This window comes from Pirellulales bacterium (assembly GCA_033762255.1).
In the GTDB taxonomy this organism is placed as follows: domain Bacteria; phylum Planctomycetota; class Planctomycetia; order Pirellulales; family JALHPA01; genus JANRLT01.
In genome coordinates, this window is sequence record JANRLT010000065.1 from 136,447 (window position 1) to 160,117 (window position 23,671).

The 23,671-nt window shown below is 55.9% G+C and carries 18 protein-coding genes; 7 read left to right on the forward strand and 11 right to left on the reverse strand.

Features of this window, described 5'->3' with window-relative positions; genetic code table 11:
• The first annotated feature begins 87 nt into the window (after positions 1-87).
• Positions 88-1,041: a phosphatidate cytidylyltransferase gene (locus SFX18_17960; GenBank protein MDX1965036.1), complete on the forward strand. Its 954-nt coding sequence runs from the start codon at positions 88-90 to the stop codon at positions 1,039-1,041.
• Between the two features lie 135 nt (positions 1,042-1,176).
• On the opposite strand, the gene fusA is transcribed toward SFX18_17960, so the two are convergent.
• The 8 genes from fusA to SFX18_18000 form a co-directional block, all read right to left on the reverse strand.
• Positions 1,177-3,252, reverse strand: coding sequence for an elongation factor G (fusA, locus tag SFX18_17965; protein MDX1965037.1), 2,076 nt, complete (start codon positions 3,250-3,252; stop codon positions 1,177-1,179).
• A 199-nt stretch (positions 3,253-3,451) separates the two neighbouring features.
• Positions 3,452-3,922, reverse strand: coding sequence for a 30S ribosomal protein S7 (gene rpsG, locus SFX18_17970; GenBank protein ID MDX1965038.1), 471 nt, complete (start codon positions 3,920-3,922; stop codon positions 3,452-3,454).
• 99 nt (positions 3,923-4,021) lie between these two features.
• Entirely contained in the window at positions 4,022-4,426 is a 405-nt protein-coding gene (gene rpsL / locus SFX18_17975; protein ID MDX1965039.1) for a 30S ribosomal protein S12, read from the reverse strand.
• Between the two features lie 283 nt (positions 4,427-4,709).
• Positions 4,710-5,177 carry a hypothetical protein gene (locus SFX18_17980; protein ID MDX1965040.1) on the reverse strand — a complete coding sequence of 156 codons (468 nt, stop codon included), beginning with the start codon at positions 5,175-5,177 and terminating at the stop codon, positions 4,710-4,712.
• Positions 5,178-5,450: 273 nt separating this feature from the next.
• A complete protein-coding gene (locus tag SFX18_17985; protein MDX1965041.1) occupies positions 5,451-5,681 on the reverse strand; it encodes a small basic protein in 231 nt (76 codons plus the stop codon).
• Between the two features lie 273 nt (positions 5,682-5,954).
• Entirely contained in the window at positions 5,955-7,943 is a 1,989-nt protein-coding gene (locus SFX18_17990; GenBank protein ID MDX1965042.1) for a hypothetical protein, read from the reverse strand.
• A complete protein-coding gene (locus tag SFX18_17995; protein ID MDX1965043.1) occupies positions 7,940-9,790 on the reverse strand; it encodes a hypothetical protein in 1,851 nt (616 codons plus the stop codon). Before SFX18_17995 ends, SFX18_17990 begins: the two co-directional genes overlap by 4 nt.
• Positions 9,791-9,918: 128 nt before the next feature.
• Positions 9,919-10,878: an ABC transporter ATP-binding protein gene (locus SFX18_18000; GenBank protein MDX1965044.1), complete on the reverse strand. Its 960-nt coding sequence runs from the start codon at positions 10,876-10,878 to the stop codon at positions 9,919-9,921.
• Positions 10,879-11,093: 215 nt separating this feature from the next.
• Here SFX18_18000 and SFX18_18005 point away from each other — a divergent pair, with 215 nt between their 5' ends.
• A complete protein-coding gene (locus SFX18_18005; protein MDX1965045.1) occupies positions 11,094-12,734 on the forward strand; it encodes a folylpolyglutamate synthase/dihydrofolate synthase family protein in 1,641 nt (546 codons plus the stop codon).
• A 93-nt stretch (positions 12,735-12,827) separates the two neighbouring features.
• Here SFX18_18005 and SFX18_18010 read toward each other — a convergent pair whose 3' ends face one another.
• The gene (locus SFX18_18010) at positions 12,828-16,058 is read right to left on the reverse strand and encodes a hypothetical protein (protein MDX1965046.1); all 3,231 of its coding nucleotides are present in this window, start codon (positions 16,056-16,058) and stop codon (positions 12,828-12,830) included.
• A 342-nt stretch (positions 16,059-16,400) separates the two neighbouring features.
• On the opposite strand from SFX18_18010, the gene SFX18_18015 reads away from it, so the two are divergent.
• Together SFX18_18015 and rph are read left to right on the forward strand one after the other, a co-directional pair.
• Complete coding sequence (locus tag SFX18_18015) at positions 16,401-16,649, forward strand: hypothetical protein (GenBank protein ID MDX1965047.1); 249 nt, start codon at positions 16,401-16,403, stop codon at positions 16,647-16,649.
• 467 nt (positions 16,650-17,116) lie between these two features.
• Entirely contained in the window at positions 17,117-17,836 is a 720-nt protein-coding gene (gene rph / locus SFX18_18020) for a ribonuclease PH (GenBank protein ID MDX1965048.1), read from the forward strand.
• Between the two features lie 26 nt (positions 17,837-17,862).
• Here the strand turns inward: rph and SFX18_18025 are convergent, their stop codons facing one another.
• Positions 17,863-18,288 (reverse strand): YraN family protein, encoded by a 426-nt coding sequence (locus SFX18_18025; GenBank protein ID MDX1965049.1) that lies wholly within the window; start codon positions 18,286-18,288, stop codon positions 17,863-17,865.
• A gap of 389 nt (positions 18,289-18,677) precedes the next feature.
• On the opposite strand from SFX18_18025, the gene SFX18_18030 reads away from it, so the two are divergent.
• Both SFX18_18030 and glgB read left to right on the forward strand, forming a co-directional pair.
• Positions 18,678-19,619, forward strand: a complete 942-nt coding sequence (locus SFX18_18030; GenBank protein ID MDX1965050.1) for an RNase H family protein — start codon at positions 18,678-18,680, stop codon at positions 19,617-19,619.
• Between the two features lie 347 nt (positions 19,620-19,966).
• Positions 19,967-21,991, forward strand: coding sequence for a 1,4-alpha-glucan branching protein GlgB (gene glgB, locus SFX18_18035; GenBank protein ID MDX1965051.1), 2,025 nt, complete (start codon positions 19,967-19,969; stop codon positions 21,989-21,991).
• A 107-nt stretch (positions 21,992-22,098) separates the two neighbouring features.
• Here the strand turns inward: glgB and rsfS are convergent, their stop codons facing one another.
• On the reverse strand, positions 22,099-22,506 hold the full coding sequence (rsfS, locus tag SFX18_18040; GenBank protein MDX1965052.1) for a ribosome silencing factor: 408 nt from the start codon (positions 22,504-22,506) through the stop codon (positions 22,099-22,101).
• A 397-nt stretch (positions 22,507-22,903) separates the two neighbouring features.
• On the opposite strand from rsfS, the gene bcp reads away from it, so the two are divergent.
• A complete protein-coding gene (gene bcp / locus SFX18_18045) occupies positions 22,904-23,386 on the forward strand; it encodes a thioredoxin-dependent thiol peroxidase (GenBank protein ID MDX1965053.1) in 483 nt (160 codons plus the stop codon).
• Positions 23,387-23,671: the final 285 nt, after the last annotated feature.

Below are 23,671 nucleotides of genomic sequence, written 5' to 3' on the forward strand. Positions count from 1 at the left end.
CCCCACGGCGACTAAAATTCACCGCTACGTAATACTGGCCGCGACGGAAAATAACTTGCCCCCTACGCCTCATAGGAGCGTCATTTCGTGTTGTACTGGCGTTTGCTACTGGGCGGATTCCTGATCGTCGGATTTGGGGCTTTGTTTTGGCTGGATGGCACACAAGCCGGGGGCGCGCCCCCGGCGGCATGGCTCTTTCCCCTGGTCCTGGTCGGGGCGATTCTGGGGACCAACGATCTGTTGTGGCTCTTTCAGGCCCGTGGCTGGGATCCTTCGCCGCGGGTGATGCTGTTCGGCAATCTGGCCATCGTCTCCAGCAACGCCGTCCCGCTTTTTTGGCCCGATTACCCCGTTGATTTTCCCCTGGGACGCTGGGGGTGGCCGGGACTCACAGGCATGGTCATGCTGCTGGTCGCCTTTGTCGCCGAAATGCGCCGCTATCACGAACCAGGCAAGCCCGTCTTGCATCTGGCGCTTAATTGCCTGGCGTGGTGCTACCTGGGTTTTTTGCTCAGCGTACTGGTGCAACTGCGGGCGTTCGACCTGCATGCCCGGGGACTCTTGGCCATTGCCAGCCTGGTCATTGTGACCAAGGCGGGGGACATCGGAGCCTTTACCGTGGGCCGTATCCTGGGACGCACCCAAATGACCCCCATCCTTAGCCCGGGAAAAACGTGGGAAGGGGCCGCCGGCGCGGTCCTCTTTGCCTGCCTGGCGGCGATCGCCCTGGGATATTGGTGGGCCCCCTTTTTGCCACCGGGCGATACCTCGACCGGTAACTGGGGAGAGCTTTCCTGGCCGCGGGATAGTCTGTGGGAGTCAACGACGGGAAAGTTGATTCGCTGGGCGATTTATGGCGCGATTTTGGCCGTGGCGGGAATGATCGGCGACTTGGCTGAATCCCTCATCAAACGGGACGTCGGGCGCAAGGATTCCGGCAACTGGCTCCCGGGATTTGGCGGCGTGCTAGATTTGCTGGATTCCGTGTTGTACGCCGGCCCGGTGGCCTACATTTGCTGGCTGGTTCGCCTGGTCCCGTAAAGAATCAATCCCCCGCATCCGTCACGGAGATCCGCCCGCAAGAATGCCATTTTTGTCCCGTGCTGGCGCTGTCATTGCGGCGCCACGGCGGGACGTTTATTCCACTCGATGGATTGAATCCGCGGGGGGCTATGCTTACATAAAGCTTTCTTGCACGTCCGCCGGCGCGGGACCATACCGCAGCGGTTCCATGGTAAAGCTGGCCCGCCCCTGGCTAAGGCTGCGAACCGCCATCGAGTAGCCAAACATGGCCGAAAGTGGAGCTTCGGCGTCCAAGACCGTATTCGGCCCGCGCAGTTGCGACCCCGTGATCATCGCCCTTCGCTGCTGCAAGTCGTTAATCACATCCCCCACATGGTCCTCCGGCGTGGTAACCTCGACCTTCATGATCGGTTCCAGCAATGTGACGGTCGCGGATTTTAATACCCGGTCAAAAGCGTCCGCCGCCGCGATCCGCAGCGCGACCTCGTTGGGGAGCGGTTCCGGCAGCGTGGTGGGGAGTAATTCTAAATGACAGTTGTATAGCGGGCAGCCGTACAATCCCCCCCCTTCGGCATGTTCCCGCAAGGCGGTCTGCAGGATGTACACGCATTGCTTTTGGTGTGAATCCTCGGCGATCCACTGCGTGCTGACCGTGGCCGGTTTGTCATCGCTGGCGGGGGTGATGCGCACCCGGCACTCGGCGAACAGACTTTGACCATTGACCACACGTTGGCATTTGCCCGTTTCTTCCGCCGCGGCGTTCACGGTTTCCTTGTAACTCACGCGCGGCTTATGCACCTTGACATCCAGCTTAAAATCCCGCAGCAAGCGGTGCTTGATGACTTCCAGGTGAAGTTCGCCCATCCCGCTGATGATCGTCTGGCCGGTTTCCTCGTTTTCCAGCGCGCGAAAGGTCGGATCTTGCCGCTTTAGCATTTCCAAAACTTCGCCCAGTTTTTTGCGTTCGAGCGAGCTTTCCGGCTCGATGGCCATGCTGATGACCGTATCGGGAAAGGCGATCGATTCCAATAAGATCGGGGCTTGCGTCTCGCAAAAGGTATCCCCGGTGATACTAAACCGAGGACCGATCACGCCCACGATATCCCCGGCCCCGGCGGTGGGGACCTGCTCGCGGCGGTCGGCCTGAATATGCCACAACTGCGCCGCGTTTTCTTTTTTATCCTTGCCGGGATTGTACACGCGGCTGTTGGCCTTTAGCTCTCCCGAATAAATTCGCACAAAATGCAAATCCCCATGCTTATCTGCCAAAATCTTAAACACCAACCCACAGAATGGCTCGTCCTCTTTGGCCGCGCGGGTCAGTTGTTTGTCGGGGTTTTTGGGATCGACGCCCACCACCGGCGGCAGATCGGCGGGGCTGGGCAGATAATCGGCCACCGCGTCCAACAGCGGCTGAATCCCCACATAATGCAGCGCGGACCCGCAGAGCACCGGCACAATCTGACGGTCAATCGTGGCTTGGCGCAGCACTTGTTTGACTAATGGTTCCGGCACCGGCTGATCGGCCAGGACCAGCTCGGCCAGTTCGTTGGAAAAGTTAAATAGCTCGCCCAACAGTTGCTCGCGGTAGAGCGAGGCTTCGTCGCGAAGGTCTTCGGGGAGTTCCTGGGAAATCACCTCGGCCCCTAGTTTTTCGCCAGTAAAGGTGAGTAGCCGCATGGCGACCAGATCGATGACGCCGCGAAAGGGATTGTTGACATGCGGCGGGCCGATGCCGACGGGAATTTGCACCAACAGGGGATGGCTTCCCAGGCGTTTGCGAATTTGTTCAAGCGTGGCATAAAAGTCGGCCCCTTCGCGGTCGCATTTGTTGATAAACGCCAGCCGCGGCACGCCATATTTATCCGCCTGCCGCCACACGGTTTCGCTTTGGGCCTCGACCCCTTCCCGCGCGCTAAAGACGACCACCCCGCCATCCAGCACCCGCAACGAGCGCTCGACCTCGGCGGTAAAGTCCACGTGCCCCGGCGTATCGATCAGGTTGAAATCGCACCCCCGCCACTGAAAGCTGACACAGGCGGAGTAAATCGTGATTCCCCGCTGCTGTTCCTCGGGGTCAAAGTCCGTCGTGGTGGTTCCCTTATCGACTTCCCCCATTTTGTGGGTGGCCTTGGCATAATACAACATGCGCTCGGTGACGGTGGTTTTGCCGGCATCGATATGGGCAATGATGCCGATATTTCGCAGGGTCTGGATATTGCGGGGCATGCGGTACGGCCAGGATACAGGAAATAATGCGGATGCTTGATGAAATGTCTCGGTGGGAGCGAGCTGGCTCCAGGCGGCGACGGCGCGGCGGACTGATCATTTTATAAAAAAACACGGGGGTTGAAACAACCGGCTCGGGCGGAGTCCGGCGGGTTCAACCCCCGTGCGATCTGCGTGTCAAATAATGGAAGAAAGTGGCTTACCAGGCAAAGTGGGCGAACGCCTTATTCGCATCGGCCATGCGATGGACGTTTTCCCGCTTGGTAATGGCGGCCCCTTCCCGCTTGTAGGCGGCGATAAATTCCTCCGCCAGTTTTTCAAACATGGGACGCCCTTTTTTCTCGCGGGCGGCGGCCAGCAACCAACGAATCGCCAGCGATTGCTGACGATTGCGGTTAACCTGCATCGGCACCTGATACGCGGCTCCGCCAACGCGCTTGCTGCGCACCTCGATGGCTGGTTTGACGTTCTCGACCGCGGTGGTAAACACCTCCAGCGGGTCGGCGTCCGGCAGCTTTTGCTGAATGATGTCCATCGCATCGTAAAAAATGCCCTGGGCAATGTTTTTCTTGCCGCTGTGCATCAAACAATTGATGAATTTGCTGACCAATAAAGAGCCGTATTTGGCGTCTTTGTGAAGCGACGTGCGACTGGCGGTAATGCGACCCATAACAACCGGCGATAGGGAAAAGTAATGTTTGGTAAAGCGATGCAACATACTGGCGGGTCAACCGCCAAACAATAAAGCTCCCGCAACAAAGCAGGGGAACTACTTTTTCTTGGCGGGGGTGCCCCCCTTGGCGGGAGCGGCCTTTTTTGCGCCATATAAACTGCGGGAACGCTTGCGGTCGGCCACGCCCTGCGTGTCGAGCGCGCCCCGGATAATGTGATAACGCACACCCGGCAGATCCCGCACGCGGCCGCCACGCACCAGTACGATCGAGTGTTCCTGCAGGTTGTGACCCTCGCCAGGAATATACACGGTCACTTCCTTGCCATTGCTCAGACGGACCCGCGCGATCTTGCGCAACGCCGAATTCGGCTTCTTGGGGGTCATCGTCTTAACCTGCAAGCACACCCCGCGCTTTTGCGGACATTTGTCCAACACCGGTGACTTGGTAATCCGACGCTGTACCTTGCGACCGCTCTTAATTAATTGATTGATTGTGGGCATGAAAATTCCAAACAGGGCTACTGCCAATAACCGGCGTAAACAGGCAAATGATTCTGATCGACGGCAAATGCCAGGAGGGATCAGGAATCCTTTAATTTAGCGGTCTTTGGTGGGGTGTCAAGGCTGGGCGGGGCCCGGCAAATCAGAAAATCCCCGGAGACGAGAGAGCACGTCCGCCAAACAGTATTTTTTGGCCTAGATTGCCTGATCCACCTATTTCACCGCTATTTTAAGGGGAAATGGGAGGTAGCCCGCCTCCAGCGGGTTACGCCTACATCATGGATTACAAGTACATGCCCATGTAACCGCCGGATTCGTCGGCCTTGGCCTGGAGTTGTTCCGCCCGTTGTTTTGCCTTGTTAAGGTCGCCGGATTGGATATAGAGGTCAAATTCGGCTTGGACGGCGTGATTAACGGTTTCGTGAAACCATTCAACAATCGGTTGCCGCAGCCAATCACATGTTTCCCGCAGCAATTCGACCCGCAGATCGGTGGCAATGGTCTGGGCGTCGGATTGATCGGTAAGAACGGTCCCTTCAAATTTAAATTCCAACAGACCCTGACCGGGGTGATTGGTCAGTTGAAACGCACAAATGGCGTCATAAAGGTAATAGCTATTAAAGGATCCATGCTTTTCCAGGGCGTTTTTGATCCGCTGGCAGCGTTCTTGATATTTGGGAGAGGCGTCCAGCGGTATATCCAACCGGCCAATCGTGCGCAGCGGAAGACAAGAAAATGTAATATCTACCATAGGGCACGCGGGGAAAAAGCGGTGCAAAAATCTGGATCTGCCGCGACGCGCGGCCAGTTACCACCCTTAGCCCCCCACCCAGCGGGAGGCCAATATCCAAGCCTGAGACCAGATGCCAGTAACATCCCTGTGATGCCGCAAATTTGACCGCCAAAAAAGATGCAACCTCATGACGGAGAGTAACCCCCTGGCTAAAGCCCCCAGACGCCACGCGGAGGGGCACAACGGGGATAATCCAGAGCGGCGTTTTTCCGCGGTAGCGCTGCGGCAAGGCTATTTTTTGCCCCCCTTGGCGGCGGGAGCGGCGGCATCCCCTTCTTCCTTGGCTTTTTTCTTTTTCTTCATGGCCAATTTATACACCCGGACCTTGGGCAGACCAAAGGGACTTTGGCCGTCTTGCCATTTTTCCTCGGTTTTGAGCCGGGTAATGCGTTCGGCCCGATTGAGGACGCTTCGCGCACTGGAAGTTCCCCGTTTAATTTTTAAGCTTTTGTCCATCGTCATGGCGGGAACTCCACACTAAAAAATGTCGTAAACAGCAATAGAAATGGCGCGGGGCCAATCAACAGGCCGTAAATTTGGGAATTTATCCCCAATGCACGCAAAAATTGGGTAATTCACTAATATAAGAACTACCCGCGGGCGTTTCAAGCCGGTCAACGCCCTGGCCACGGGCGACAAAGCGGATTTGAGGCCCTCTCCCAAGATTGCGAGTTCTAATTCATCCGGTTAAGAAAACCTTAGGCACGAATATTAACCCGAGAGCGATTTGTCTGGCTATTTGGGATTTGCCGCAGGGGTGTCAGGCGTGGCTGGCACAGGCTCGGAGGTGGCTGGCACAGATTCCGTAGTCGCAGGGGTGGAGTTGGCCGGTTGATCAGCCGTTGGGGTGCTTTCGTCGGCACTCTTTTCAGCGGGTTGCTGGTCGGCAGGCAATGTATCTGTAGGTTGTGCGGGCGGGGAGACGCTGTCCGGGGTTGGGTCCGCGGATTGAGGGGCGGGGGTGGGACCCTCGGGAGGAGCTGATTCTGTGGCGGCTTTGGCGGGATTTGCTTTTTCCGGACTCGTCTGGTCGCTACCGGCTGTGGCCGGGTCGGATTTTGCGGGAGCGTCGCCAGCGGGACTGGCGGGGTCAACGGCGGGAGCCGCAGTGGTTGGCTCTGGGGCGGGCTGGCCATCGATGCAGTCCGGGGGGAACGGGACCGTGCCGCCATACAATCCCTTTTCCGCGATATCCACCACATCCTGCAACACAAAATTTTCGGGAAATTTTAATTGCGCGGTTTGCAGGCTTTTGCGGTAAAGCTGGATATCGTCGTTGATTTCCTCGGGGGTGATCGAATCATTCCGCAATAACGGAAAGCGGTTTAAGATACCGCGCCACAGACACCAGGCTTTTTCATATTCGGCCACGGATTCGTGGGGCTTGCCTGCCTTAAACAGTTGCTTGGCGTCATAAATATGTTGATGCGTGGCCCGCATGTCCGGCTCGTTCTCGACGATGACGCGGGTCTTCCAATAGTTGTAATTGAGCGGCCCGCGCATGCTATCGACTTCAAATTGCCGCTCTTCCTGGCGGATAATCTCGTTTGCCAGGTTTTTTGCTTGGGTGCGCACGGCGGGATCCACAGCCTGGTCGGCCAGTTCATGCCAGGTAACCTTGACCTCGTGTTCATGTTCGCCGGCCAATTGGTATTCCTCGACGGTGCGCTGCAATTTGGGCTTTAACAGGGCGGCGCGGGCCTGGGGATCCGAGACCGCCGCGATTTTTTCCGCGGTGAGCCGCTCGCGCTCTCCGGGGACCAGATTGTCCAACTGTTTGGACAACTCGGCGATTTTTTCGTCGATAGCCTCCAGCTCCCCCACGGTCGCGACCACGCGGGTGTTTTCGATTTCGAACTTGCGATTGGAAAATTCATCCAAATCCTGTTTGGCTTGTTCCCAGGCGGGACGGCCTTTTTCTAATTGGCCTTCCTCCATCAGCGCCTCGGCATAGCTAATCTGCGACCAGGCGGTTTCCTTATAAAAGAGGTATGGCGTGGTGGTTTTGAGGGGAATCCCGCGATCAATCAGGGCGTCCGCCTGGTTGGTGGCTTCAATGAATTTATCCTTGGCCACCAGCCAATTGTCGCGTTTTTCCAGGGGGCGGTCGGGGTCGTCCTTGGCATGAAAGAGGTTCATCCAGTCTTGTTGAAACAACCGCCGATACAGGCGTTTTTCGTCGGCGCGGCCGATTTTGTGGCCGATGTACCAGGCCAGCTTGTGGGGCAGGCGGGCCTCCGTCTTATTCAGTAAAATGCCTTCCTTTAAAAAATTAAAGCCGACGGTCACTTGCTTGTACCGCGCGCGGTAATCGTCATATTCGACCGAGAGGTTGTAAGACAGATTATGCGCCTGAAAGTCCCAGACTTTCCAATAATTCGGCTGTAATTTGAGTATCTGCTCCAAGGTGGCGCGCAGGTTCTCCCAGTCTTCCTTTTTTTGATACTCGTGCGCCTGGCTGGAAAGCTGCGACACGGCCCAGCAGTTCATGCCAAACAACAGTTGCTGCATGGTGGCCCCGGCGGGATCGATCTCCCCCAGGTTGGCCGTGCTCAGGTTGTATTCATTGCGCAGTTGGGCCAGTTTGCCCGCGTAACCGCCGCCATTGCCGGCGGCGTCGCTAGCCTTGCCGGCGGGCTGGCCCAAATAAGCCAGGGGCAATAGCAATAGGATAATCCCGCCCAAATAAAGCAATTTACGTTGCCAGCCGCGATCAAAATTCATGATGCCACCTCGCGCAGGCGCAGCAGGGCCACGCCAAGCAGAAACGCCGTAAAGGCAAAGAAAAACGCTTGAAAAGCCAATTGGGCCACCAGTTCGCCGGGGATATTAAATCCCTGCTGCAATATTGATACGGTGTTGAACTGGTCAAAGTTGGGTATGAGCAGGCGGGTAAAATACATGGTCCACAAAATGGGGCGGTCGACGGACTTGATGACGGCGCTTAAGGGGGTTTTCTCGAGGGGCATGATGACATTCATGCCGGTAAATATGCGATACGTGGCCTCCAGCGGACCGCCGCCATAATACTTTTTGAGCCGGGCCCCTTCTTCCATAAAGAGTTCGCTGGTGGTGATATCGTTGATGAACTGTAAATTCATCCCAAAAATTAAAAATCCAACCGTGCATAAGAGCGCGACCGGCGCGCTGACCACCGTGCTAAAGAACACGCCGCAACTGACGATGATGAGCATTTGCAGCCACATGCAAAACAGCGCCTTGACCAGATTCCACTCAAAGGGGATATCGGCCCCCTTGATGTACAAATCACGCTGCGCCATGCCAAAGTATTGTTGGGGGGCGGAACACTGCACGAGAATTTGCAGTTCATGGTCCGCGCTGACAAAGTCTTCAAATAAATTCCCCTGTCGCAAATTTCCCTCCTTGTCCTGGACCTCGACTAGCAGGGGAATCTCAAACGTGTCGATCTCGTTATCCTTGCACAAAAATTCAATCGGACGGCTTTCCACCCGGGTTTGCGGATTGCGCAGCGTAATGGTCCCCGAGAGCGGCCGGTCAATCACCCCCTGCGACGTGCGAAACACACGAATCGTGCGCTCCAATCGCAACCCCCGCGGAAACCGTTCGGGCGTGATATCCTTAAATGTCCAAATCGCCGCCATCGGGCTGCTCCCCTCGATGAACGACCGGTACGACCATTCCTTGCCCACGCTGACGCCGCGGTCCTTGGTCTCGTCGTTGTATTCGTCGCGAATTTTTAGGGTCCCCAGTTGCTGGACCCGCGCCCGCAACAGTTCCTCCGGTTCGCGCAGCGTGTAACTGCCATCGGGATTTTTTATAATTTCATGCCGATGCCCAAACTGAAATTCCGTCCACATTTCCTCCACTTTGGGGTCATGCCGCAAAAGGTGAAAATGATCCTGCGCAAGCGTCGTTTTGCCGTTGACCAGCCCCGCTTTTTGACTATTCAGGGCGGACACCGTTTCCGCGTCCAGGTCATGGGTGTGTTGCAGGCTTAAGACCAAGTAAAAGTAGCTAACGGTCCCCATCACCACCAGCAAAAACGTTCCCAGGGCCATAAACCCGCATATACGACCCAAAATCAACTCGGATGTGCGAACCGGCTTGGTGGCGACGGTAAAAATGGTTTTGTTTTTGAAGTCCTGGGGAATGCTAAACACACTGAGAATCAACAGCAAAAACAGCGCTAAGTAGCGCGTGGTAAAACCCAAGGAAAACGTAGTGTATAATTTGCCCGGATCATCGGAATTGGCGGTTAAGAACAAATTGGAAAAGATCAAAATCGCGGCAAAAATCACCAGCACAAACCAAACTCTCCGCCGCCACGCCTCCAGGATGACCAGCTTTGACAGGGCGTACACCCGCCGGGGAGAGATACCTATGATGTCAAAAAAAGTGCCCGTTAAGAGATTATAAGTCGCCTCCAGGCTGGCCGCGGGCCCCAACCTCACCAGCGCGACCAACGCCCCGATTACGGACAATCCCACCAAACCTAAAAACAGGGCAAAGAAGTACCACGTCGGACCTTTTCCCAACAGGATGTCGGTCAGCCAGTCGTAAAACGGCAGATATTCGTATTCGTAAACCATGCGTATCTTCAAAAAATTGAGCTAGCTATTCGCAACATCAGCCCGCTGGCGTTTGGCCTATTACTGGAAAAAATCCTACACACCGCCAGTCCGGTAATAATCCCCCCGGCAGGCGCGAGAATGCGTGATCAACCCTCATCAATCGAGCGGCGGCCGGGTCGGGCCTCGCTATCGCGCACAATGGCCAAAAAAAGCTCTTCCAGGGTCGTAGTTGGATGATCTAGCCGTTCGACCCGGACGTCATGCCTGGCTAGAACCTGCCGGATTTCCGCTTCGCAGGCGGCGGACATGGAAGAGGTGCGCAGCTCGGTCTGGTCGCGCACCTTTAATAGCGAATCCACCCGCCCCAGTTCTTTCAATTCTCCCTGGTGCAGTATCGCGATTCGGTCGCATACGTCCTGGACATCGGCCAACAAATGGCTGCTCATGAGCACGGTTTTTCCGCGGGCTTTGAGCTTGAGGATCAGATCCTTCATCCACCGCGTCCCCAACGGATCCAGCCCGCTGGTAGGTTCGTCCAAGACGATAAGTTCGGGGTCGTTAATCAGCGCCTGCGCTAAGCCAATCCGCCGGGTCATCCCCTTGGAATATTCCCGCAGCGGCCGCCGGCGGTCGCGGGCCAGGCCGACTTCTTCGATTAACTGATTGATCCGCTCCCGCCGCACATCCGCCGGAATGTTAAACAAGCGCCCGTAAAAATCCAGCGTCTCATCCGCGTTCAAAAATTTGTATAAATACGATTCCTCGGGCAAGTACCCCAAACGCTCGTTTTTTTCCACGTCGGTCGCCTCGCGGTCAAAGACGAGCGCCTTGCCCGAAGTGGGAAATAACAGCCCCAACAGCAGTTTAATAGTGGTGGTTTTTCCCGAACCATTTGGCCCCAAGAGACCAAACACCTCCCCCCGCAAGATATTGAGATCCAGCGCTTTTAACGCCCAGACTTTTTGCCTTCCCCAAAAATCGCGATAGATTTTACTCAGATTGCGGGCCTCGGCGACAATTTCCCGTTTGGGGGGCTGCCCTGGCGAAATAGGTAGGGAAGAGCCGTTTGGGTCGGCAAGCTCGGCGGTGGCAATAGGACTAGCCATGTTGATTCCGGTAAAAAACGTCAAAACCTAGCAAAACTGCGCCACAGACGCGCGCGGAGGAGGAGTTTATGCCAAAAATTGCCAAGCTACCCGTAGTTACGCCTCAAATTGCGGGCTAGTTCAGGCGGAGCAGCCGCCCCGGCACTTCGCCCTTCGCTGGCCCCTCCACCCCAGCCGGCGCACTCCCTGGGCAATCGGCAAAATCTTATCATAAAATGCTTTTGCCCCGGGAACAAGTTCGCGCCCGGGGGATTTGCCCTTTCCTCCCCAGGCGGATTCATTTTTTAGCGCGCTTGCGCGCGGGTTGTGGCGTGGCCGGAAGATACAGCAAAGCGATCGATTATCTGCTGGGACGCATCAATTATGAGCGGATCCCCATGCAGCCGTACCAGCGGGGAGAGTTTCGCCTGGATCGGATGCGGCTGTTGCTGCGGTTGCTGGGAAACCCCCAGGATGAGTACGGGATTGTGCATATTACCGGTACCAAGGGAAAAGGCTCGACCGCGGCGCTCTTAAGTGCCATTTTGTCCCGTGAATATCTCACCGGATTGTACACTTCTCCCCATTTAGAACGCTTTGAAGAGCGGATCCAGATCAACGGCACCCCCTGTGAACCCGCCGAATTTGTCGAGTTAGTCAACCTGGTACGCCACCCAGCCGACCAAATCGACACCGATTGTGCCCAGGCCCGGAATTACCGCTTTGACTCCGGACCAACCTATTTTGAATTGACGACCGCCATGGCCCTGCTGCACTTTGCCCGGCGGGGTTGCCAGCTTGCCGTGGTCGAGGTTGGCCTGGGGGGACGGCTGGACTCTACGAATGTTGTCAAACCGTTGGTGAGTGTGATCACCAATATTAGTTTTGATCATACAAAACAATTAGGCCGCACCCTGGCGCAGATTGCCTATGAAAAGGGTGGAATCATCAAACCCAACACCCCGATTGTTAGCGGCGTGTTAGCAAATGAACCACGTCAAGTCATTACGAACATTGCCCTTCGGCAAAATGCCCCATTATCCCAGTTGGGCCAGGACTTTGACTTTTGTTACTTACCGAGTCCCGAAATTGGCACGCCGGCCCGGGTTGATTATTTTTCCCGAAATTCCGCACAAAGTAACCAGGCTAGTTCCTTAGTTCCCCAGTTCCAAAAGCTAGACCTGGGTTTGTCTGGCAGACATCAAGCGGCGAATGCTGCCCTGGCCTTGGCAACGATTAGCCGATTGCAAGCCGCCGGTTGGAATGTCTCCACTGCGGCAATCGAAGCTGGATTGGCAAATTGCCGCTGGCCCGCGCGGATCGAGGTAGTCCGCCAGAACCCGTTGACGATTTTGGATGCGGCCCACAATGAAGCCTCGATTGCCGCCTTATTGGAAACCTTGCGCGAGAATTATCCCGGTCGGCAGAAATGGCTGATTTTTGCCACAACCCGCGAAAAGCCCGTTCAACAAATGCTCACCCAGGTGGCGGGGGCCTTTGACGGCGTGATCTTGACCCAATATGCCCATAACCCGCGAGCCTACCCGCTGCAACAATTGCAGGCGGATTTTTCAGAAATTGTGCAGCGTCGCGCGGGAAAGAAGGGAGCCACCCCGCAATCCCAGCTTCTGGGAACCGCCGAGGGGTGGGAGATGACCGGTTACCCTGACCGTGGATCGATTCGCCCCTCAACTTCCCGCTTTACTTTTCGTCGTAAACCGCTTCACGCGCCACGCGCGCTGGCCGTCGCCGACCCCGCGACCGCCTGGGAACTCGCGCAAAATTGGGCCGCAAATGATGACGTGATCTGTATTACCGGCTCATTCTTTTTAGCGGCGGAATTGCGCAGTCTGGTGGTCGATTCGCATTCCCGGTGAACCGGGCATTTGATGTCTGGTAATTTTTTCTTGGGGGATACTGGAGAAATATCATGCTCTACGACTCTATTACGCCATGACTCTTATGCGTGATTACTCCTTGCTGTCCTTTGGCGGAGTTGGCTGCTCTGCTTGCGCTGGATCAGCCGGCGGCAATGGGGGGAGTTCTTTAGGAGCATCGGCCGCGGGATCAGCCGGCGGCAATGGGGGGAGTTGTTTGGGAGGATCAGCCGCAGGATCGGCCGCGGGAGGGACCTCGGGGGGGGGATCGTCCAGGCCGGGCAGACCGGTATCTATCAAAATGTAACCCGCCCACCAAAAGGGGTGGCTAGCGATGAGTTCCTCAGCCTTGGGCGGGGTTTTTAAGCGCGGCTCCAGCGTGGGTTCGATGGGCCAGGACTTGATGAGTTCCACGCTCCGTTGCCAGGCCTGTGGAGCGCTCATCTGGGGGAGTTCCGCGACAAAATTGCGAATGAGTTCATACGCCACCCCGCCGCCGGTCCGCCAACGTGAAATCAGGACCGTTCTGGCTCCATGCGACATCATGCCGCACGCGGTCAAAAACATGTCCTGGCCATTCCCTAGTTTGGTATTGCGCACGGCGTCCTCGGCAACGGTGTGAAAGCCGGGCAAAATCACAATATCGATCCGTTTCCAGGGAAGGATCAGCCAATTGGCGACCGCCCCGATACCCACGCCCTTGTCTAAATTTAAAGGAGCCCAGTCCCAGGCCCCTTTGCCCATGACCGCCAAATCATCCAAGACAATCAATTGTTCGATAAATCCGCCAAATAGCGGGGAGGGGACATTTAGCCCCGCTTTCAGTGGTTGGCTCTTGGGGAGTTTGTCGGCCAGTTTGGCCTGCGCGTCAAGGGTGTGGCTCGCCTCGCCGCGGGGATGAAATTTTCCCGCCACGATTCCTGTTTCTAACTGGGCCGGGCGGGGAGTAGTCCGCCCCAGCGCCAGCCCCATGGTCGGCGCGTAGCGAATGCGCGTTTTAGATAAGAAAGAAACGGGGGCCTGGGGATCTCCCACCTGGACCGCTTCCCAGGGGAGATACCACAGCAGTCCGTCGGGAATAATGACAAGCTCGGCAAAGGAGTGGCCAAAATTTACCTTTGAGCCGGCCAAAAACGTGTCAATGCATTCCTTGCCCGCCAGCTTCCAGGCATCCTCTTTCAATTGCGCCACACCCAGGTCCCGATTGGGGTCGATATTTCCCAGGGACCGCAAAAACGCCACGGTCTTTTTCTCTAGCAGCGCCGGATCGGCCACCCGCCACTGGGCGTATTTGTTTTTAGAAATTAGCATGGCATAAATGTGCCGCGATGTGGCATACGTCAATAGCGCGACCTGGCCCTGGGGGAGCCGTTGCTGCAAATCGTTAAACGCGATCTTGGGGGGAAAAACCAAATTGGTCGCTTCCCGCCGTAGCGTCATCTGGCGAATGAGCAACTCTTGCGCGTTGCAAACTTGCAGCCATTCGTTCATCAGATCGGCCTGCTTGCGGGCATCTTCGGGCTTGGTGGTGGCCAGAGGAAGCTGGGCGATGGCGGCTTTCAGCTTGGCGGATTGCTGGGCCAGCTCGGCATATTGGGGGTATTTAACCACCAAATCCTGGCGTTGCAGTTGGGCCGTTTGATCGAGCGACTCGGCGGGGCCTTCGAGGATCCAACGAATCGACAAAGCCCGCCCGCCAAACGGAAGCGAATTGAACAGTCGGTGCCGCTTGGCCAGATCGGCAATTTCAAACGCCCGCTCCGGGGACTTGGGCAAGGTTAATTCAAACCACTGTTCGAATAACGGTTGATGCGAATTGGAAAGCGTTAACAACGAATCCAGCGGGCGTTTGGCCCAATCGGCGGAAGAGGGATCGCCGGCCAATTGCTCAAAAATGAGCAGCGCATTCCGTTCGCTGAGATTGTTATTTGCCAAACGGGCCGCGGTCACCAGCAAGTGGTACAGCCATTTGCTATGGTTTTTGCCTAGCTCCTGGCATTTCATCCAGGCGGCGTCGCCGGTCGCTAGTTTGCCCGCCTGATATTCGGTGAGCGCGGTGATGTAATTCAACCGGACCCCCACCTCGCCAATCAACAACTGGCTGCGGCCAATCTTGGCTCGGGCGTCGGTCAGCAGCGCGCTGGCTAATTTTGTTTGATCATTGAGCGCGGCACTTTCCGCGGCCAGGATGGTAAGCGACGCCCAGAGTTCCTTGTAGCCCCCTTTTTTTGCCCAGGCGGAGGCGGGTTCTAGCTCTTTAAAGACCCCTTTTTGATTGCGGAGGGTGTGGACCAGGTAGCTATAGCGAAAGGCTTCTTCCAGAATGGTTAAATCGCCAAACTCGGCGGCGGCGCAGGTCGCCTGCGCAAAGAGGACGTTCGCTTCGTCAAATTTATTATCCTCGAGATAGATATGCCCCAAGCCGACCAAGGCGTAGCAGGTCAGGGGGTGGTCCAGTTCGCCATTAAGGGCGATTCCGCGTTTAAGAAACGCGATGGCCTGCCCCTTGTCCCCCGTGGCGGCAAGCGCGGTGCCCACCTGCACATCGTGCCAGGCCTGCGACCAGCTATTGGGGGGGCCGGGATTTTTTTGCAGGCTATCCAGCATTTGTGTGAGCAACGTGTCATGCTTGGCCACGGGGCCTAACAACTCCGCCCGCCGCTTGATCGCCAGGATCGTGCAGCGCACGATTTCCTGAACCGGGACCGAGACTTGCTTCGGCGGATTGATCACGCCCCCTTTTTGCAGGGTCGCCTCGGTCACGGGCGCTCCCTGGGACATGAGGATCGTCGCGGGAAACTTTCCCATTTTGGTCTCGGGCGAGCGGGTCCCCCACGGAAACACCACATGATTTTGCGAGTTGATCTGCCCGGGAAAATTGATCGACTGCAACCAGTTGGCATACTGCATGGATAGCGCCAGGGCCGCGCCGTAATTTTCCACCGCCCGTTCAAAGTTTCCCAGCCGATAATAGCTCTCGCCGATCATCGTGTAATAACAAATCGCGTCTATCCAGCGATTGGTGCCAAACTTGATGCTGCCGCGCAGTTCGTCATTAAACGCATTCAACGCGGCCTGATAGCTCCCCTCGTGCAAGCCCGCCACCGCGCTATAGTACGTTGGACTCAGGACGGTCCCCATTTGGGCGTGACAATCCCGCGCGGGCCACACTAGCCCCAAAGCCAGACAGATCCAAGGGACGATCGCCAGCCAGCCGCGGCGTTGATGAAGCGGGTGGTTTGTTTGCCATGCGGCAGTCCGGGTCGCCAGGAAAAAAGAGTCGGCAAGCGCGCCGTGAGCAACCAGCCCTGGTGATGGTTTCATGATTTGCCTCGGACAGGCGGGGAAAACTGACGGGAAAATATCATCCCGTCAAATGTTGGGTAACAAAGGGAAAACCGCGGACCGCGCGTGCTAGCGGTACTTAACGTTTCATTTTATCCGGTTTGGCCGGGGAATGCGAAATAACAGCGATCAGAAAATCCAGCGGCTGCCGCCCCCTGGGGTATACAGCCGCTAGCAAGTTAACGGATATTCGCTGGCATTTTGTCAAAAATGTTAAATTTTGCCGACTATGCCGACGATAACTTTTGTGCCGACTTTTCCATGCGGAAAAAGCGGTCATTATGTCTCGGGTTCGTGGCTTTTGATCGGAGAATTCCATTTATGCCGGCCCACTCTCGTCAGGTTTGGCTCTCGCGCACCATTGGATGCACCCTCATGTGTGGTACGCTGGCGGCATTTACCGGTTGCCAGGTGGACGTGGGGGGGCAAACCCTTCCCAGCGGCTACTACCTGAAGGACGACATTCAATATTTCCCCACCGGCCCGAAATTTAAGCTTGCCCAAGAAGCCGCCGCGATGAAGGCCTACAACGAACAACAGGCTCTGCAAACGCAGCCGTCGGTTCAATAACCGGCCTGGCGACGCGCTTTTGTTCCAATCACAACGTTCTTCCGCCAAGACCCCGGGGAGAGGCGCTGGATGGCACTCCTCGGAACGGGCGTCCCAAGACGTTATTTCTCGCTTTTGCCGGCCATGGCGCAGGTCAATGGCAGATCACGACCCGCCGCCATGGCTATCGGGGGACCGGCACCCCATGCTCCAACGCTCGGAATAGGGGGATTTCCCGTGTGGGGTTCTCTGTTCCGAGCGTTGGCAGCCGGGGAAACCGGAAAGAATGCAATCAATAAAATGAAAATTCATAAATAAAAATTGATCTAACTTGGCAAATGAGCAGTAACAAAGAATTCTAAAATAGCGTAATATCTGAAGTAGATCACGGCGATTTTGGCTCTATGGTCCTGTCCAGAAACTTTCCGGCGCGCTAATAATCCGCCCCCCGCGATACACAATACGTCACCTACAGAAAAGCAATTTTCATGCGCTCCGATGGCCGCCAACCCGCCGATTTACGCCCCCATACTGCTTTGCGGCGGTTCACGCGCACCGCTCCCGGAAGTGTGCTGGTCAAATTTGGCGGCACGACGGTACTCTGCACCGCCGCCGTCGAGCCCAAAGTCCCCGAATGGATGATTGGCCGGGGGACCGGCTGGCTCACCGCCGAATACAACATGCTCCCCTCGTCCACCGCTCCCCGCAAAAAACGGGAACGCGACGGCAAAGTCGATGGCCGCACCACCGAAATTCAACGCCTTATCGGCCGAGCGTTGCGGGCGATTGTCGATCTGGACGCCCTGGGCGAACGGACGATCGTTTGCGATTGCGAAGTGCTCGAGGCGGATGGCGGCACCCGCACAACCAGCATTAACGGAGCCTACCTGGCCCTCTGCGATGCCCTGGGGGCGATCTCTTCCCAATTAGACCCCGCCCGGCCGGTCTTGCTGGATAGTATTGCCGCCATTAGCGTGGGGATCGTTGATGGCCGACCGCTACTAGACCTAAATTATGTCGAGGATGTCGCCGCCGCCGTGGATATGAACGTGGTCATGACGGGACGGGGCAAATTTGTGGAAATTCAAGGAACCGGCGAAGAAGCGACTTTTGATGATGCCGAACTACAGGCCCTGCTAACACTCGCCAGGGAGGGAATTACCAAAATTACCGCCTGGCAGCGGTCCCTCCTGGCCGACACCCGCTAATCTGCCACCTTGACGCCATTCTTAGCTCAAAAACTCGCCTCAAAGGCGTGCCGGATGTGTTGAATGATGGGCTGGCCCCCTTGTTCTGGCCAGATCACGCCGCATACGTCAAATCTCGCTCGTTCCGTCAGCAAGTGGTACCGCCGCAAATACGCCAGCGCCACTCGGCTGAGTTGCCGCTGCTTTTCGACGTCCACGGCGGAAAGCGCTGCTTCCGCGCTTTCGTCCTTGCGGGTTTTGACCTCGACAAAGACTATCGTCCGCCCATCCAGGGCCACAATATCCAGCTCCCCACCTAATATCTCATAATTGACGTGTAATATGCGATACCCCCGGGCTTGCAGGTAGCGTCTCGCGGCGTATTCCCCCCGTTGGCCTAGCGTGCGCGGTCCCGCCCAAGCGCGCCAGTATCGAAGGAGCCGCTCGTGAATGTACCGCCACCACCCCCACATGCCAATTCACCCGTTGAAAAGCTGATTTTTGTGATCTAATTACATCCGCGGCGTCGGATTGCAGCAACACTTCGCAAAACAGGATTCGGGACTATCTTAGCAAACTCAACGGTTGTATGGGCGGGTCCCAAAAAGAGTGCCGAAAAGCGAGACTTTAACATCCGGGTAATTTGCAGAGTCTAGCTTAGCTTTGACGATAGGCAAATTAGTTCCCGAAATTGCCTCCTGAACAGTTTTGGGCAACAGTCCGTGTTGGATGCCTGTGCCCCGGTGTTTCCCGATCGTCCGCGGCGGTTGAGTCAAGGTTGATTCCGACAACCTTGGATTCCCGCTGGATCCGCGCAAACCCAGGGGCCAGGCGGCTCGCCCTTCCACCCGCCAGGTATGCCATGCGCACGCAGCGCCCGCACTATTTATTGCACACCCAGACTTCGCTGGCGGGCGCGCGGGGCAATTGGCAATTTACCCTGCGAGGGACTAACGGGGGGGGCCAACTGGAAGTTTCAGAGACAGAGGAAATCCCTTCGCGAGAACGGCTAGAGTTGTTGGCCGTGGTGCGCGGATTAGAGTCCGTCCCCCAACCCGCCCGTGTTACCCTGGTCACGGATAGCCAATACGTGCGGCAGGGGATTCGCCACGGCCTAGAGGAATGGCGTGCCAATCAATGGCACTGGGAGGCGTTTGGCGAGTTGGTTCCTATCAAGAATCTCGATTTATGGCGGCGGGTCGACCGGGCGCTGCAGTGTCATCAAGTCGAATTCAAATATTGGCGAATTGATGCGGCCCATGAATCTTTTGATGATGCCTCTCGTCAAACAGCCGGGGCAAATGCCACCATCTCCGTCGTCATGGGGCAGCATTCCCCCAGGCCAAGGCACGAACTGGTGACCCAGCCAGAACAAGAACCAGTGCTCCCCACGCTGGGGCGATGTCGTACCGCGCATGGTCTCCCTTCTCCGACCGAGCAAGACGAATTTGCCGAATATGAAGCTGGTTATCAAATATGGCAGCCGACGGAGGGCGTGGAAGAACGCTTAACGCCATCTAACCAAAGCCACCGTGTCGGTGGACGCCAACATGCGAAAAATCGCAACTACGACGGTTTGGCCTCATTGGCGTTTAGAACGCCCAAACGACCCTCGACAGTTCATTGGCGTACATTGTGTCCGAGCGTGTTGCGCCGCCGGGTCTGGTTAATCTGGGGTCGAACAGGGCGGCGAATCCAGGAACTTGGCGATAGTCTGGTGTGGTTTTTGCATCACTGCGGAGTAAAACAGGTCTGGGCGGACCTCTGCGGCTTTCCGCAACACCACTTATCTCAACATCGGTAATCAAAAGAATGACTGAAAAGTAGATGCCAACTAATGTATAGTTGCTATCTAGCATATCCCCGCCATAAGCAAAAAGAATTACCTATTTCACCCAAATTGACGCCGTCAACTGGACACAACATCAAGTTGGCGACAGAATTTCCTTAGCAAGAGGCTACAGCGTGCGAACTTACGTCGAATTGGATCAAATTTCCGCCTTGGCCGAGGGGCGTCATCAACAACCGTTTGATATCCTTGGTCCCCACGAAATTAAAGACCAGAACCGCAGCTTGTTGGCGGTGCGGGCATTTGTGCCTACAGGTAGCCAAGTCTGGTTGTTGGACCCGCGTCAACAACGCTCGCAACCGATGCGGCGGATTCATCCCGCGGGATTGTTCGAAGCCTTGTGCCCAATCAACGAGCAGCAGCCGCTGAATGAATATTTGTTGCGCGTCACGAATCAACGGGGCGAGCAAGTCACACTTCATGACCCTTACGCTTACAAAAATACCTTGAGCGATTTTGACTTACATTTGTTGAGCGAGGGAACGCACTGGCGTAGTTATGAGCATTTGGGAGCGCAAATCCGCACCCGCCAAGGTGTGGCGGGGGTCAATTTTGCCGTCTGGGCGCCCAATGCACAGGGCGTCAGCGTGGTGGGGGATTTTAATGAATGGAACGGCCGCCGCCATCCCATGCGCAAGCACGCGAACGGTTTTTGGGAACTATTTATACCGGGACTGGCCGCCGGGACAATTTATAAGTACCGGGTAAAAACCGCGCACGACGAAAGCGATCGCTGCGACCCCTATGGCTTTGCCGCCGAGGTGCCGCCACTCACCGCGTCCAAGGTGGCCGATCTGAACACCTACCAGTGGAACGACAGCCGTTGGCTAGCCGAACGCGAACGCCGACAGGGCCTGGACGCCCCGATGAACATTTACGAAGTCCATTTGGGAAGCTGGAAACGCCCCGGCGAAAATCCCACTGGCTACCTGGATTATCGCGAATTGGCGCGGCAATTAGTGGAGTATTGCAATGAAATGCATTACACCCATATCGAGTTGCTTCCCGTGAGCGAGCATCCGTTTAGCGGCTCGTGGGGATACCAGACGGTAGGTTATTACGCGGCGACCAGCCGATACGGCTCGCCGGCGGACTTTATGTATTTTGTGGATCTTTGCCATCAGCATAATATTGGTGTGATCCTGGATTGGGTTCCCGCGCATTTTCCGCGGGACGGGCATGGCTTGCGGCGGTTTGACGGCACCGCGCTCTACGAGCATGACGATCCCCGACTGGGGGAACACCCCGACTGGGGAACGATGATCTTTAATTATGGGCGGAACGAAGTTCGCAACTTTTTAATCAGCAACGCCCTGTTTTGGCTGGATAAATATCATATTGACGGCTTGCGGGTCGATGCCGTCGCCTCCATGCTGTACCTGGACTATAGCCGCAAAGCGGGGGAATGGCTGCCCAACCAATACGGGGGTCGGGAAAATCTGGAAGCGATTAGCTTGTTGAAGAAATTCAATGAAGAAGTCCACGCGCAATTTCCCGGCGTGCTGACCATTGCCGAGGAATCGACCGCCTGGCCGGGCGTGTCGCGGCCCACCTATCTGGGCGGCTTGGGCTTTAGCTTAAAGTGGAACATGGGTTGGATGAACGACACGCTGCGGTATTTTCGGCATGAGCCGATCCACCGCCAATATCACCATGACGAGTTGACATTCAGTTTGATTTACGCCTTTCACGAAAATTTTGTGCTTCCCTTGTCGCACGACGAGGTGGTGCACGGCAAGCGATCGCTGTTGGATCAAATGCCCGGCGACCTGTGGCAAAAATTCGCGAACTTGCGCTTATTGTATAGCTATATGTGGACGCACCCGGGCAAGAATTTGTTATTTATGGGGGGAGATATCGGCCAGTGGCAGGAATGGAACAACGAATCCAGCCTGGATTGGCATTTGCTCCAATGGGAATCCCACCAGGGACTGCAACACTGCGTGCGCGATCTCAATAAATTGGTTTGCGATTATCCCGCGCTGCACCAGATGGACTTTGATTATCACGGCTTTGAATGGGTTGACTGCCACAATTACCAGGACAGCATCCTGGCTTATCTGCGCAAAGGCAAAAACCCCGACGATTTTGTGCTGGTGATTTGCAACTTTACACCGGTGCCGCGGCATAATTATCGAATGGGCGTGTCGCGTGGCGGCTGGTACCGGGAAATCTTTAACAGCGATTCCCAATACTACGGCGGCGGCAATGTCGGCAACTTTCCGGGCCTGATGGCGGAGGAACAGGGAAGCCACGGCCGTAGCCATTCGCTGTTATTGACCTTGCCCCCGTTAGGCGTCATTGTCCTGCAACCGGAATACCATTAGTCAAAGACGGTCGAAAATCTATAGCCTTATTGAGCACTCCCGCGGTCGTCATGCCGCGGGAGTGTGATCGACCCGGGATTCCAAGGGGAGGAATCGCCGCCAAAAACTCAAGAACCAACCACGTTTAAAGAGCCAAATTCCAACCGCCGCGCGTTGCCCCATAATTCTTCCAGGCCGTAATATTCGCGGGACGCATCATCAAACAGATGCACCACCACATCGCCAAAGTCGATCAGGCACCAGCCGCCGGTGGAGTACCCTTCGATTCCCAGTTTTTTTTCGCCTAGCGTCTCCGCGACCCCTTTTTCTATATCGTCGGCGATGGCGTGCAGTTGGCGAATACTGGAACCGCTGGCGATGACAAAAAAGTCAAAGACACTGGTGACCTCGCGCAGATCCAAAATCAAGATCTCCCGGGCACGATTATCATCGGCGATTTTAGCGGCCAGGAGCGCCAGTTGTCGGCTATGATCGGCCAAACCGACGCTCTGTTCTGGGTGTGAAGATAACGACAAGGCGCGTGTTGGTGCAGTCATGCGTATAAAGCGGCAGACCCCCCGCTGGGCAAAAGATTGAACAAAAGGGGGCAAGAGGAAATCCCCTTGCCAGGTAATTTCAATAATTATTCTAAGGTCCGGGGGGGCTTCTTGCCACGGATTTTTGATTTTACCGCGCTAATTGCCTTTTTTTTGGGGATTTTTCGCCAGGGACAACTGGGAAAACTTTGTGTCGATCTGGTTAGAATGTCCGGGCAAGCATCCTTTTGGACCCAGTTCATTTTCCTGGCAATCCTTCCCTTCACACGCCCCCTCTGGTCAAAGACTTGTTAGTCGCTAGGGTATTGGCAGGTTTTGCGGTTGTGCGCCGCAAATAATGGCTTTTTTCCCTTCTGAAATACAAATAGGAATAAACATGTCCGATTGGTTGGAACCTGGCGTCAAAGCCCCCGATTTTACCCTGGCCGCGGATGACGGCTCCAAAGTCAAACTTAGCAGTTTCAAGGGACAGCCCGTGGTCCTTTATTTTTACCCCAAAGACGACACCCCCGGCTGTACCGTCGAAGCCTGCGCTTTTCGTGATCGCAAAAAAGAACTGGCCAAGGCCGGCGCCGTGGTGCTGGGGGTTAGCCCCGACGATACGGCCTCTCACGGCAAATTTCGCGATAAGTATCAGCTCAATTTTCCCCTCTTGGCTGATCCTGACCACAAAGTGGCTGAAAAATACGGCGCCTGGCGGGAAAAAAACATGTACGGCAAAAAAAGCATGGGTATTGCCCGATCGACGTATTTGATCGGTCCGGATGGCAAAATTGCCAAAGTCTGGAAAGCGGTCAAGGTGGACGGCCATGATCAACAAGTTTTGACGGCCCTGGCGGAGTTAGCAGCCGAAACTTAGGCCAAATTCGCGTAAATTTAACCAAGTGATCTCTTTTCCCCGCACGGGACAGCTCCGCCAGGGGCGGGTATTGGCTGTTTCCCGGTTTTACCCGGCTGGATCAGGAACCCCCAAAAAGGGATAAGTTTTGCTGGTGAAATCCCGGAGGAACATCGTTTTTTGCTTGGTTTTTGCGTTTTGGTGAATTATTCTAAAGAAATTACCGCACCGCTGTCCGCCCTGGCGTTTGGCTTTCGCTGAGTGTGATGCGCGGCACGATAGCCACGGCCGTTAGGCCCGTGGAGT